We start from the raw sequence: 13,395 nt of genomic DNA, 5'->3' as shown, positions 1-13,395 counted from the left end.
TACAGAACATAATATTGAACTTTATATTTCTTTAATTCAAGTGTTTAGGTGTTTTTGCCGAAATTGAGGTTCTCCATTTCCTTTGCATTCTGCACGGAAATAATAGGTAAATTAATTACTTTTGCATCATATATTATTATATGCAGAAAGCTTCGATTTATTTTGCGATAGGAACTGTGATCAGTTTTCTTATTAACTATTTCTTCTTAAGCAGTCAGAATATCGGGCTTGACCTATATTATGCTGTTGCTTTTGGTTTTGCATGGGGATTGGCTTATTATTTAGATACGCCTAATTTTTCACTGCCTCAAAAGTTGGGATTGTCTTTTGCGGCAATGGCTGTTTTGGTTTTGGTGGGATCTGTTCTTTTTGATTTGAAACTTGCGATTCCTTCTATTCTTAAATTTTCTACTGTATTTGTAGCTTATTATTTAATTGCGAGTTTTAGAGGCAGTAAGTCTTTACGTAATTAATGCATCGTTATAAAACTGATGTAGCTTAATATCATTAGCATAAAGAGTAATCCGATACAGTTGATGATAAATAGCAATGAACCTTTTAATATGCTTTTCCTCTTGCTGTTTTCATAAAGCCTGTGGTGGGCAATAAAGAAATAGGCTGAGGTATAAAAGAATAAAGCACAATAGAATAATCCAAAAATAATTTTGATAGGGGTATAGTTGGGCAGTATTGCTGTAAGATGGTTGGTGAGAATGAAGATCAGGGTAGTTAATAAGAGAAAAGAAAAGTAATGAAGGGTAAATATTCCATGATCAAAATACCACCATTTTTTCTTATTGTGAAATACCCATAGAAAGAATGCGAATATAGGTAAGTAAATAAAAAGGGCTTTTGGGAAAGAGTGGATGAATGTATCTACAAAACGGCCTATTATTTCTTTTCTTTTCAAACCTCTGTCCTGTAAATGGAATATTTTTTTAGCAAAAGGTCTTAAAGATTTATAATTTCCTCCTCCTTTTTTGCTTAGCGAATCATATTGTTTCATTGATGTCGCTCCTAATATTGCAAATTGGTCTTTTTCAGAACTTAGCACTTCTTTTTTGTCAATAAGATCCTCAATTTTTTTTATTTTGGATATGCTTTTATGTACAATGCTGTCATTTTTATTATACCCTTCTGCAAGCATTCCTGATTTTACACTATCAATTATTTTTGCAGTCAGTTCTTTTTTCTGCTCTTTTTCTTTTTGTATGGAATGTTTTTCAGTTGCTTCATCATCTGTATCTTCTGACTGAGGGAAAAGGGTAGGGACGAAAAAAGTTATAAAACTCACAAATATGTAAAGCTTTACAGGGGCCACGTAAATTTGTCTTTTTCCGGATAGATATTCTTTGGTTAATTTTCCCGGCTGGAATAGCAGGTACTTTATCGTTTTCCAGAATTGTCCATCATAATGAGTAAAATCTTCAATGAAATGGGTGAAAAGAAAATAGAAGGGTTGTCTCGGTTCTGTATTTTCCTGTCCACAGTGTGGGCAGAATCTCTCTTCTACAAGGTGTCCGCAGTTGAGGCAGTTTTTTTCTTCTCTTATTTTTCCGTGACTCATGACTATTAAGGCTTTGCGGCAAATATAATTATTTCGAGAATGAAAAATAATTTTTTACATCAAATTAATGTAAAATATAATTTCACGGATAGGTAATTGGTAATAATAATGGGGTATCTTTGAATAAAAGTTAATAAAGTAAGAGTTTAGTGACTAAACTCTTTACTTTATCACCTGTGTTTTTAGAATCTTCTAAAACTTTTTTTTCATCGAATATGATTTTGCAATATCTGTGCCAAGAATATTTTCCATAGATGAAATCTGTCGAATCGTTTAAGCTAAACCCATAACCTGCATATTAAATCAAATATGTTTTTCCATTACAAATTTAATTTGTATCTTTGCACACCCTTAGAGGGAAAATTATGTTTAATCTTTAACTAAAACGTGTGAATACATTAAGTTACAAAACTGTTTCAGCGAACAAAGCTACTGCTAATAAAGAATGGGTTGTGGTAGACGCTGAAGGACAACCGTTGGGAAGACTAGCTTCTCAGGTTGCAAAGATTTTGAGAGGTAAGCACAAAACAAACTTTACACCTCACGTAGATTGTGGTGATAACGTTATTGTTTTGAATGCTGGGAAAATTACGCTTTCCGGAAACAAGTGGGAAGATAAGACTTACATCTGGCATACAGGATATCCAGGAGGTCAAAAATCTATGACTGCGGCTGAACTTCAAAAGAAAGATTCTTTGAAAGTATTAGAAAAGTCTGTAAAAGGTATGTTACCTAAAAACAGATTAGGTTCTGCTTTGTTCAAAAACCTTTACTTATATGAAGGAACTGAGCACAAGCATGAAGCTCAACAGCCTAAAACAATTAATATTAACGAATTTAAATAATTAATATGTCTACAGTTCATAAAATTGGTAGAAGAAAGACTTCTGTAGCAAGAGTTTACGTAAAGCCAGGTACTGGTAACATTACAGTAAACGGTAAAGATGCTAAAGATTATTTCTCTACAGACGTAATGGTTTACAAGTTAAATCAACCATTTATCCTTTCTGAAACTGTTGGTCAGTATGACGTTACCGTAAATGTTTTCGGTGGTGGAAATACAGGACAAGCAGAAGCTATCAGATTAGGTATTTCAAGAGCTTTATGCGAAATCAACGCTGAGTTCAGATTAGCATTAAAGCCAGCTGGTTTACTTACAAGAGACGCAAGAATGGTGGAAAGAAAGAAGCCAGGTCAGAAAAAAGCAAGAAAGAGATTCCAATTCTCAAAACGTTAATTTTTTTCAGACATCAGATTGGAGACATCAGATTTCAGACTTTTTCTTGTCTGGTATCTTATATCTGAAATCTATTAATCTAAATTTTAAATTGCCCGTTACGTTTAGCATCCAAACGCTTCTCCCATCTAAAGAAGTTGTTGATTGTTTAAAAGACGGAAAGTAAACTAACAAAAACAGAAAACATGGCAAAAGCAAATGTAAAAGACCTTTTAGAGGCTGGTGTACACTTCGGTCACATGACTAGAAAGTGGAATCCAAATATGGCTCCATACATTTTTATGGAGAAAAATGGTATTCACATTGTAGACTTACATAAAACAGCAGTAAAGTTGGATGAAGCTTGTAGCGCTTTAGAAAAACTTACTTCTGCAGGTAAAAAAGTTCTTTTTGTAGCTACTAAGAAGCAAGCAAAAGAAGTTGTTGCTAAGCACGCTTCAGAACTTAATATGCCTTATATTACAGAAAGATGGCCAGGAGGAATGTTAACAAACTTTGTTACAATCAGAAAGGCTGTTAAGAAAATGAACTCTATCGATAAAATGAAAAAAGATGGAACGTTCGAAACTTTATCTAAAAAAGAGAGACTTCAGGTAGACAGACAAAGAGCTAACCTTGAGAAGAACTTAGGTTCTATCTCTGACATGGTTCGTCTTCCTTCTGCAATATTTGTTGTTGATATCTTAAGAGAGCACATCGCTGTAACTGAAGCTAAAAAATTAGGTATTCCAGTTTTCGGTATCGTAGATACCAACTCTGATCCTAGAAAAGTAGATTTCGTTATTCCAGGAAATGATGATGCTTCTAAGTCTATCGATATGATCTTAAATGTTGTTTCTGATTCTATCAGAGAAGGTCAATCTCAGAGAAAAGCTGACAAAGAAAAATCTAAAGAAGAAGGAGAAAAAGTATCTGCTGATACAGATGCTGATTTCGATGCAGAATAATTAAAGATTTTCTTTATTATATAAAAGGCCACTAATACAATTAGTGGCCTTTTTTTATGATATAAAAATTTTTAGTTGGATAAAGTGATAGAGTAGGAGTTTGTAATAAATTTTGTCGATTGATATACAGAGTTGCAGACCATCCCGGAAAGCTTATAACTTTGATTTTTGGGAAGCATTACGTATCCTATTTTGTTTGCTCCAATCGGTATTTTTCTGTAGTAATTGTTTCCGCTTATTGTAAGGACCATATTACAAGGAGATTTATTCTCTACAGAAAAAGAGGTTTGTGTACTCCCTGATGAGTCATTTAACAGGTCATTTAATACTTCAGTTGTTTCAGGCTTATAAGTCTTCATTAATTCATTATACTCACGTTCCGTACTTACGCGTGATGATGTTGCAGAAGTGGATGGAAAAGGATTTCTCCTGATTGGATAATTATTATAATTTACACTACAGCTGATCATTATTAATGAGAGAATGATGCCAGGTAAGAGTAATTTCTTTTTCATATATATTTTTGAACAGTAAATGTATGATTTTACTTTTTATCTATAAAATTCTATTTCCCTATCTATTCGCATCTTATTAAAGTCAGAATAGTTGTTTTTCATCAAATGTGTTTACATATAAAACCTAACTTATTCTAAACTTTATATAAGTAATAGTCTTTCCTTTTGCGGAAAAAAGTGCTTCATAATATGTTTTTATATCCCTTAAATATTTTGTGTCGGGATCATACTCCGGAGCTCCGTAAATGTCGTGATGGGCAGTGATTATTTCATAGCCGGCTCCCTGTAGAAAACCTAACGTATAGCCATGTAAAAATTCGGAATCTGTTTTCAAATGAATGATTCCGCCTGGTTTTAAGAATTTTTTATACCGATCCAGAAAGTCAGGATGAGTCAGCCTGTGTTTTGTACGTCTGTATTTTATTTGAGGATCCGGGAAAGTGATCCATATTTCATCCACTTCATTTTCTGCAAAGAAGTGATCTACAAGTTCAATCTGAGATCTTAAAAAAGCAACATTAGGCATATTGTTTTCAACAGCCTCTTTAGCTCCGAACCAGAACCTTGCTCCTTTAATGTCTATCCCTATAAAGTTCTTTTCTGGGAATGCTTTTGCAAGACCAACAGAATATTCTCCCTTTCCACACCCTAACTCAAGAACAATAGGATTATTGTTTTTAAAGAAATCAGTTCTCCAATTTCCTTTAAGTTCGAAACCACTTAAAACTTCTTCCCTTGTCGGTTGAATGACGTTAGGTAATATTTTGTTTTCTTCGAATCTTGCTATTTTATTTTTACCCATGACTATAAATGAAAATCTGGCAAAAATAGTGATTTTTATACATAACTGGTTCCTTTTGTTCTTAAAAAGAAAAGCTTAATTTTTAGGTTCCGAGGATCCCAGTGCAACCATAATCGGTTTTTGAATCGTTTTTTGAGAGGCATATTGTGCTCCGCAAACAATGCTTGTAAAAAGATAATCTCCTTTTTGTACAACTATAGAGTTCTCATTATGTGCCGGAACAGCGAGCCTGTATTTTGTAGTACCAACACCTTCCATTCGCACGATCATGTTACAGTCTGATTTGTTTTCTATAAGCACGATACATTCTTTGCTCATAGGATCATTATCAAACAATGAATTTAGGATCTGTACTGTCCTGTTCTTATGCTCCGTGGGAGAAACTGCCATCAGCATATTGAATTCTTCTGCTTCAGCATCGGGAATTGCTACCGTTGTGGAAGATGTGTTGACTACAATTGCATTTTGTGCATTACTGGGCGTATAAACGATTGAAGATTGTTTGGCAGCTAATTCTGCTTTGTATTTTGCGATCTGCTTTTGTTTAATGATAGCATTCATTTCATCAAAAGTGATCTTGGTAGATGGCCTCCTTTTAAGCAAAGCAAGCATTTCCTGCATTTCTTTTACTTTTTGATCTGCCGGGTGAGCATTCTTGATATACTCCCTCATCATATCCATTACTTTAGGTTTTAAAACTGATCTACGGGGATCATCCGGATGGGCATCTCTAAGAAAAGCATTGATCTCATAAATGTTTTTACTTTTTAGAATATTCGTGTAGTCCTTTCCTCTTTTCTGAGCAGAAAGGCTAATAAATAATAGTGTACCAAAGAATAGAAGTAACTTTTTCATCTGACAAATATTAGGTTAAATGGTATCTCTCCTTAATTTGTATTCAGGTCAGTTAGTCTTTAAAAAGATAACGTACCAATATAATTTTTATTTTACACTAGTACGTGAGATAAATTTAAGAATATATTGTATATAAATACAATTTTTTTGTAAATATCTCAATAACTGTATGTTATTTTACAATATCTTGCAGATGGGAGTTCTTTAATCTTCTTTGATAGATGGGTAAATATTTTTCAATTGGAATTTTTACAGCTTCAAAGTTACCTGCCTGTACATAAGGTTGTATATTCTCTGAAGAATAAACAAATTGTAAAAAGTTATCAATTAAATTTTCAGGAATTTTAAATTTCAGGAAATAATCTTTACCCAAATAGTTCTTTATTTGAGTCACCGAATTATTCATGTTCTCGTAAGCAACATAACGTTGTTTCTTTTTTCTTTCTCCAGATAAAATATCGTAAATGCTTTCAAGACTAAATGTTAAGCCACCGTCACGAAGTCCCGCTACCGGAAGCTGTGGCGGATTGCCATCTCCCTTAGGCTCCGGAAGGCCAATTACCTTTTTCAGCTCAAGGGCTTTATCTTTCTTAGCTAAGGCATTAACATCATATCGTAAATTTCCTGTAGGTTTAAATCTGCTGATGACAACCTCCTGGATATCATGATAGGCAATTTTCAGCTCGATCAGGCTTTTAATGCCGAACATCTGAGGGGTAAGACGGATATCTTTTCTTTCTGTAACGATTGAAGTAAAACGTATAACATCTCCTGGGTTAGCCTGAATGTTAAAATCACCATTATAATCCGTAAGAACGGTTCGCTGAGTATTCAGGTTTGTTACATAAACCTGATTTAAATATAATATGGAATTGTCTCTAAGGAATACTTCCCCGGAATATATTTGAGCATTGACCTTTGCAAGAAAAACCAATAGCAAGAGCGTTATAAGTTTCTTCATATAATGTGGCAAAATTACATAGAATTACATCAATTTATACCTAGATAGATAGTGAAAACAGGTTAAAGTTATATTAAACTTTAGTTCATAAGTGTTAATGAATGTTATAACGTTGATTTTTTAGATCATTTTTCTTTCTGTTGATGTTTTGCTATCTGTTTTTTACCAAAAGCCAGCTAGAATATTTTACGACAGTACTTGCCCCGTACTCAGTCCAGCTGATGGTATACCAGTATGTTGCTGTATTCACAGGTCTTCCTCCCAACTTCCCATCCCAGGTATAACGATTACTAGCAGTGCCTCTGAAGATTTCCGCGCCGTACCGGTCATAAATTCTAAACTCAATATTATCTTTTGTCATCAATGCGGAATAATCTATTCCATCATTATGACCATCATCATTTGGAGTGATGGTGTTGATCAGATTGATGATGGTAAAAGGCCTCTGAACTTCATTACATCTTTTGGAATCCCTTACATAAATAATATAGCTCCCTCGTGGCAGGTTTTGAAAAACGTTTGAAATCTGCCAGGTGGTTCCATCGAGTGAGTATTCATAAGGAGGAGTTCCTCCACTTGCCCCTATAGTTACTGTACTCCCGTTAATCTCTATGGAAACAATGGCTGGAGATTGAGATTCGGTAACATTTACAAACTGTCTGTAAATACAACCATTGTATTGCAGGTCTACCCAATAACTTCCTGCAGGTACATTGGAAATAGAAGATGTTGTTGCCCCCGTGCTCCAAAGGTAGCTTTCAAAGCCAGGACCTGCATCTAAAGTTGTTTTGGTATTAGGGCATATAATCTGATCAGTAAGTAAGTCTGATCGTTTAGGAGTTTTTATGGTTATAATTATCTTTCCTATTTCTGCACAAACTCCCTGCTTTTGAAATCTTACGAAAGTAGTTTGTGTGCCTGTAAGGATTACGGGGTTATTTATTGGATTGATGTTATTCTGAGCATCTGTAAGAGTTGCAAAAAAAGTAGCGTTTACTGAAGGGTCTGTTGTAAATTGTGTGATATACTGACTTAAATTTACTTGTTTTATTCCGTCCAGATCATCATCACAAAAACTCTCCGTTACTGTATTTTTAAGTAAAGGAATTCTTGCACCTAATGTAAATGTAAGGGGCTGGATTACCTTTGCACATCCGTCGGGAGAATCTACCCTTATATAAATGGTTGTGGTAGCACTGTAGCTCCAGGTGTTGGGTAAATTATTGGCATTTCCGGCATCAGCATCAGCTAGATTTGCATAATATCTTACGTTTGTAAAATAAGTACTGTTTGTAAGCACCAGGGGAGTAATATTTGATAATATAACCGTTACTATACCATCAAAATTATCATCACAGAAAGTACCATTGTAATTTTGCAGAACAATTGCTACCGGGTACAGATTGAGTGTGATCTGGGCAATGCTTTTACATCCGGAAGGGTTTTTTACCACAGCATAAATGATAGTTCCATTCGGAGCTGTATAGTTATTGGGATTTGTAATCAGAGCAGCAGCATTTTCTGTTTGCGCATCAGTCAATGTAGGGTAATAGGTAATGGTTACAGGAGTACTGGTAGTAACATTCGCTGAAGTGAGATTGAAGGTGCCCTGACCGTTGATATCACAGGCAGATAAAGTAGCATTAGTTACCGTTAAAACCTGAATGTGTATCGTAACAGTCACAGTTTCGCAATCAGGAAAATCCGGATCGTTTCCACAAAATGTGTAAGTAAAGGTATCTGTTCCAGCAGTTCCCGGACTAGTTACATTATATGTGATGGCCCCTGTAGTAGGATTTATCGTTGCTGTTCCTAATGTAGGGGGCGTTAAGATGGCTATTGTTGAGATTACTGGTGTCTGGGTAGAAGAACTAAATACAGGGTTAATTGTATGGCTTGTACAAACATCATATGAGGCGGTGCTGAGTTTAGTACAATTTAAGACTTTATAAGGCTCGGTAATTAATGGAGCACAGCTACCCATTGTAACGGCACAAGTATAATTTCCGGACTGGGTTGGGCTATATGAAACATTCGTTGCTCCCGGAATAAGAATTCCATTGCGATACCATTGATAGGCGTTATAAATAACAGGATCTACGGTAAGAACAATTCCCGGAACACAGTCGCCACCTGATTTTAAAATAACAGGTTGGGTAGGGAAGCCTGCAAAAAATCCTCCATAACCAACAGCGTCACTTCCGGCATTGATTCCGGCCGTAATTGCTTTATCGGAAACAACGGTAATGGTTCCCGTAACATTGGGAATTCCATAAGTTACCCAGTTATTTGTTCCTGTCATATTAAACGGTCCCGTTGTAGCAGGTGGTGTAATGCCGTTCACTGTTACATTGGCTCCTTTTTCGGTGATAAGATTAAGTTTTGTTGGAATGCTGAGGATTCCATTTGGATTATTATTGGAGTGGACAAAATTTTCATCTATAAATCCCAGTTCATTAATTTGCTTGGGAAGATAACAGTTGAGGGCAGGGATAAAATTAAAGCCCCCTGTAGCCACCTCATTTCCTGCGGTTGCATCCCCGGCTAACATCTGATATACGTAAGTATTTTTTGTCGTTTTAATATATAAATTATAGTGACCGTTTCCTTGCAGCTGGTACTTGGTATCTGGAATAATAAAGTATTGTCCTGTATTTAATGTAGCAATAGGAACGACTTCGTTATTTACACGGATTTGGGTATTATCTTCTGTTGCAATTACTAATGCCTCCTCCATATTGGCGCCGATATTTCCGTTTCCTTTGACGAGCGCAAATTCATTTCCAAGCCTGTCAACGGGGACAGCCTGATCCATTAGAATATCTGAACTGGTGGGGTAATTCCCTGCATACTGGCCATTAAAATTTCCATTGGTGATATTTACAGGTTTATTAGCGGTTATTTTCGCTCCAATAAATCCGTCAAAGTTTCCGGCAATATCTCCGATACCATCTATAATGTAAGATTTCCCCTTATTAAGTGTAAATGTAATCACAGGGTTAGTAGCTCCTGTTGTTCCATTGGAAAACTGTACAGTAGGCTTATATCCGGATATGGTAACCGTTGTATTATCTTCAGTAGCCAGGATACTGGTCATAAAGTTTAAAATAATATTAGTAACACTGATCGGAGCATTGGCTGCGTAAAAAACTTTTCCAGTCGAGGGAATACCTTTTGAAGTGATAATTTCAGCATGGTTGAATACGGAAAATCTCAAATTTGCGTAAAAAGGAAATTCTGCTTTTAAATAAAGTCCTTTAGATGTGGGAGTAAATAGGTCCGTTTGCTGTGTTGTGATGATATAATCCCTTAATACATCAAATTTTTGAGGATTATTCTTACTGATGTTTACGGTACCGATTAATACATTATTATTATAAATACTTACAGGGAATGATGTTGTCCGGTTGGTAGAAAGATATAGTTTCTGATAGGGATTCGGATTTCCTGTTCTGTCTACCATCGGGGCAAACCAATGTTCTCTGTCCAATTGGGCAGATACAGACGAGAAAATATAAAATATAAATAAAAAAGATAGAATTTTATTCATTTAGTACTAGCTTTTAACGCAAATTTAATAATAATAAGTAGTAATATGTTGAAAAAATAATAAAAAAACCACGATTCGAAATCGTGGTTTTTATTATTATTCAAAAAATTCTTATTCTCTGTTTTTTACAAGGATCCAGCCGGAATATTTTATTGGTGTTTGCTTTTTATTAGGCTCATTCCAGCTAATATCAAACCAATAATTTCCTGTAGATACTCTTTTACTTCCATTGGTTGTTCCATTCCATTTATAGCCATTGGTTTTATCTCCCTGATGGATTTTAGCACCATACCTGTCATAGATATTGAATGTTAAATTTGGTTTGTACGATAATGACGAATAATCAATTACATCATTTACACCATCATCATTCGGGGTAATTACATTAACCAGGTTTGGAATAGTAACGGAAACATAAATAGGATCACAATCATAGGCGTCTTTAACATATACAACAGCATCTCCACGTGGAATATTATTAAATACATTAGAGTCCTGCCAGTTTATGTTATCAATAGAATATTTATAAGGAGGAGTGCCTCCTATAGCATATACTGTTATGGCATTGCTCGTTATGTCAACATTAGAAATAACAGGTTGCTCTGCGGGATATACATTAACTGTTTGTGTTGTTGTACATTCACCCGTTTTTAATTGGACAGAATAAGTACCGACTCCCACGTTAGTAATAGACTGTGTAGTAGCTCCTGTACTCCATAGATAAGAAGCAAATCCGGGACCTGCATCAAGTGTGGTTTTATCTTCCATACAGATGATTTTATCAACCAGTACTGTAGATTTTACAGGTGCCAGAACAGTAAGGGTAACTTCGGCAACTCTGTAACATCCGTTGGCATTGCTTACTTTAATATACACAACCCCGGTTGGTGCAACATAGGTAGTAGGATTTGTAATTTCATTTGTTCCATTTACTGCATCAGTAGGTGATGGGTAATATTTTTTTGTAGTTCCAGCCTGTGTGGTTACTGCAGCCAAAGTAAGATTAAATAGCCCGGTTGACGGATTTTGCTCCAGGAAGCAGGCTCTCAATGCTGCATTGGTAACAGTTGGCGTTGAAGAAACTGTTAAGTTTAACGTTACCTGTTCGCAATCAATAAATTCCGGAGCATTTCCGCAGAATTTATATACAATAGTATCCGGACCAAAGTATCCGAAATTCGGAACATAAGTAATAACACCGGTTACAGGATCAATTGTTGCGGTTCCATTCGCTGGTGGAGTTACAATGGTTACCGTTCCCGGAACATAAGTTTGGGTTGAATTTGTAAATTCAGGAACAATCGCCTGGTATCCCTCACACATGATTAGAGATTTTGTAGATTGTTCAAGGCAGGAGAATACTTTGTATACAGGTGTTGTAGCAGGTGGGCAGCTTCCTACGGTAATTCTTACGGTATAATTTCCCGCCTGAGTAGGAGTGTAAGAATTGGATGTTGCACCCGGAATTGGATTTCCATTTAGTGACCATTGGTAGGTTTCAAAACTGTCATCTACTTCCAAAACTATTCCTGGAATACAGTCTCCTGTTTGCTTCGCGATTACAGGAATTGATGAGAACCCTGCGAAGTATCCGCCATAACCCGCCGTGCTATATCCACCGTTGATTCCGGCAGTTACGGCTTTTGTTGATGTAATGGTAACATTTCCTGTAATTCCTTGTATACCATATGTTACCCATTGTGTGTTTCCTGTAAGAGGAAATGGTCCCTGTGCTGCGGTTGGAGTAGCACCATTTACAGTAACTGCTGCACCGGCTTCAGTTAAAATATTAAGTTTCAAATTAACAGTTCCTGTATAGGTTGGCATTTCCTGAATTTTCCCAATTTCATCTATTTTTCGGGGAAGGAAACAATTTAAAGGGGGGATGTAATTGTAACCTCCCGTATTATTGGCAGAGCCGGCACCAATTAATTGGTACAAATAAACATTTTTTGTAGTACGGATATAGATATTAGAGTGACCGCCCGCTTGAGTAGCATAGTCATTGGCCATAATTCTGTAATAGTCTCCCTCGTTAATGGTAGCTACTGGGGTTGTTCCCGCATTAAGATAAATTTCAGTATTGTTTTCTGTGGCAATTATAATTCCTCCTTCCATATTGTTCTGGCTTGTGGAAATACTTTTTACCATGGCAAACTCATTTCCAAGTCGGTTCGTTGGCACGGACTGGTCCATAATTAAATCCGAACCATCAGCAGATGTTGTTGTTGCATAAAACCCATTTGAATTACCATTGGTAACGGATATAGGTTTATCAGCAACAATTTTTGCTCCAATAAATCCCGTCTGGTTAGCAACGGTATTTCCAAGTCCGGCAAGAATATAGGATTGTCCCTTGTTTAATGTCGTCGTAAGTGATAGTGGAGGAGTGGTATTATTAATGAATTGTATATTGGGATCATATCCTGAAATGGTAACGGTAGTATTATCTTCTGTTGCCATTATTCCCGTTGTGAAGTTATTAGATGTGGAACTAACAGTCATAGGAGTCGCTGCGGCATAAAATTGAGTTCCAATTCCAGCTTTCCCCTTAGAAGTAACAATTTCTCCGTGAGAAATATTATATATTCTTAAAGAAGCGAAATAAGGCTTGTCTCCTTTGGTATAAACTCCAAGATTTGTGGGAACGGCAGCACTTGAAGAGCTTGTTGTTCTGATGTATTGAGCACCCAAAGTAAAGGATTGTGGGCTGTTTTTACTGATAGTAACGGTCCCGATTAATGCATTATTACTATAAATTTTGACATCAAAAGGAGTGACAGAGTCAGTAGAAAAGTAAAGCCCGTGTGCGTAGTTTGTAGCTGACGAAGATGAGCTATCAAAATAAGGAGCAAACCAGTGGTCTGTATCTCTTTGTGCAAAAAGGCAATTATAGGATAATAAACATAGGAATAAACTAAGTAAAAATCTTTTCATAGATATGGGAATTTAGGATTGTTG

11 protein-coding genes are annotated in these 13,395 nt (G+C 35.9%); 4 read left to right on the top strand and 7 right to left on the bottom strand.

The window, feature by feature from the left end; genetic code table 11:
* Positions 1-140 precede the first annotated feature (140 nt).
* Positions 141-473, top strand: coding sequence for a hypothetical protein (locus G9C87_RS10795; RefSeq protein ID WP_172280903.1), 333 nt, complete (start codon positions 141-143; stop codon positions 471-473).
* Here the strand turns inward: G9C87_RS10795 and G9C87_RS10790 are convergent.
* The gene (locus tag G9C87_RS10790; protein ID WP_172280901.1) at positions 470-1,567 is read right to left on the bottom strand and encodes a DUF3667 domain-containing protein; all 1,098 of its coding nucleotides are present in this window, start codon (positions 1,565-1,567) and stop codon (positions 470-472) included. The genes G9C87_RS10795 and G9C87_RS10790 overlap by 4 nt on opposite strands.
* Before the next feature lie 389 nt (positions 1,568-1,956).
* On the opposite strand from G9C87_RS10790, the gene rplM reads away from it, so the two are divergent.
* From rplM to rpsB, 3 genes are all read left to right on the top strand, one after another.
* Entirely contained in the window at positions 1,957-2,412 is a 456-nt protein-coding gene (gene rplM, locus G9C87_RS10785; RefSeq protein ID WP_089027987.1) for a 50S ribosomal protein L13, read from the top strand.
* Positions 2,413-2,417: 5 nt separating this feature from the next.
* Complete coding sequence (gene rpsI, locus G9C87_RS10780; protein ID WP_172280899.1) at positions 2,418-2,804, top strand: 30S ribosomal protein S9; 387 nt, start codon at positions 2,418-2,420, stop codon at positions 2,802-2,804.
* A gap of 185 nt (positions 2,805-2,989) precedes the next feature.
* Positions 2,990-3,751, top strand: a complete 762-nt coding sequence (rpsB, locus tag G9C87_RS10775; protein WP_172280898.1) for a 30S ribosomal protein S2 — start codon at positions 2,990-2,992, stop codon at positions 3,749-3,751.
* Positions 3,752-3,822: 71 nt separating this feature from the next.
* Here rpsB and G9C87_RS10770 read toward each other — a convergent pair whose 3' ends face one another.
* The 6 genes from G9C87_RS10770 to G9C87_RS10745 form a co-directional block, all read right to left on the bottom strand.
* Positions 3,823-4,266 (bottom strand): DUF6759 domain-containing protein, encoded by a 444-nt coding sequence (locus tag G9C87_RS10770; protein ID WP_172280896.1) that lies wholly within the window; start codon positions 4,264-4,266, stop codon positions 3,823-3,825.
* 124 nt (positions 4,267-4,390) lie between these two features.
* Positions 4,391-5,068, bottom strand: a complete 678-nt coding sequence (gene trmB / locus G9C87_RS10765; RefSeq protein WP_172280894.1) for a tRNA (guanosine(46)-N7)-methyltransferase TrmB — start codon at positions 5,066-5,068, stop codon at positions 4,391-4,393.
* Positions 5,069-5,143: 75 nt separating this feature from the next.
* Positions 5,144-5,923 carry a DUF6759 domain-containing protein gene (locus G9C87_RS10760; RefSeq protein ID WP_172280892.1) on the bottom strand — a complete coding sequence of 260 codons (780 nt, stop codon included), beginning with the start codon at positions 5,921-5,923 and terminating at the stop codon, positions 5,144-5,146.
* Between the two features lie 172 nt (positions 5,924-6,095).
* On the bottom strand, positions 6,096-6,884 hold the full coding sequence (locus G9C87_RS10755) for a hypothetical protein (RefSeq protein WP_172280890.1): 789 nt from the start codon (positions 6,882-6,884) through the stop codon (positions 6,096-6,098).
* Between the two features lie 151 nt (positions 6,885-7,035).
* Entirely contained in the window at positions 7,036-10,434 is a 3,399-nt protein-coding gene (locus G9C87_RS10750; protein ID WP_172280888.1) for a T9SS type B sorting domain-containing protein, read from the bottom strand.
* A 111-nt stretch (positions 10,435-10,545) separates the two neighbouring features.
* Positions 10,546-13,371, bottom strand: coding sequence for a T9SS type B sorting domain-containing protein (locus G9C87_RS10745; RefSeq protein ID WP_172280886.1), 2,826 nt, complete (start codon positions 13,369-13,371; stop codon positions 10,546-10,548).
* Positions 13,372-13,395: the final 24 nt, after the last annotated feature.

The sequence above is a fragment of the Chryseobacterium sp. LAM-KRS1 genome (assembly GCF_013184525.1).
Lineage (GTDB): Bacteria > Bacteroidota > Bacteroidia > Flavobacteriales > Weeksellaceae > Chryseobacterium > Chryseobacterium proteolyticum.
Note: the sequence above shows the minus strand (reverse complement) of the source record. Positions and strands in the feature narration are given on the sequence as shown.

What these genes read in the sequence shown, in the direction of transcription:
- G9C87_RS10760 (WP_172280892.1), bottom strand. Translation starts at nt 5,923, where the DNA reads ATGAAAAAGTTACTTCTATTCTTTGGTACACTATTATTTATTAGCCTT.
- G9C87_RS10795 (WP_172280903.1), top strand. Translation starts at nt 141, where the DNA reads ATGCAGAAAGCTTCGATTTATTTTGCGATAGGAACTGTGATCAGTTTT.
- G9C87_RS10770 (WP_172280896.1), bottom strand. Translation starts at nt 4,266, where the DNA reads ATGAAAAAGAAATTACTCTTACCTGGCATCATTCTCTCATTAATAATG.
- G9C87_RS10750 (WP_172280888.1), bottom strand. Translation starts at nt 10,434, where the DNA reads ATGAATAAAATTCTATCTTTTTTATTTATATTTTATATTTTCTCGTCT.
- rpsI (WP_172280899.1), top strand. Translation starts at nt 2,418, where the DNA reads ATGTCTACAGTTCATAAAATTGGTAGAAGAAAGACTTCTGTAGCAAGA.
- rpsB (WP_172280898.1), top strand. Translation starts at nt 2,990, where the DNA reads ATGGCAAAAGCAAATGTAAAAGACCTTTTAGAGGCTGGTGTACACTTC.
- G9C87_RS10790 (WP_172280901.1), bottom strand. Translation starts at nt 1,567, where the DNA reads ATGAGTCACGGAAAAATAAGAGAAGAAAAAAACTGCCTCAACTGCGGA.
- G9C87_RS10745 (WP_172280886.1), bottom strand. Translation starts at nt 13,371, where the DNA reads ATGAAAAGATTTTTACTTAGTTTATTCCTATGTTTATTATCCTATAAT.
- trmB (WP_172280894.1), bottom strand. Translation starts at nt 5,068, where the DNA reads ATGGGTAAAAATAAAATAGCAAGATTCGAAGAAAACAAAATATTACCT.
- G9C87_RS10755 (WP_172280890.1), bottom strand. Translation starts at nt 6,884, where the DNA reads ATGAAGAAACTTATAACGCTCTTGCTATTGGTTTTTCTTGCAAAGGTC.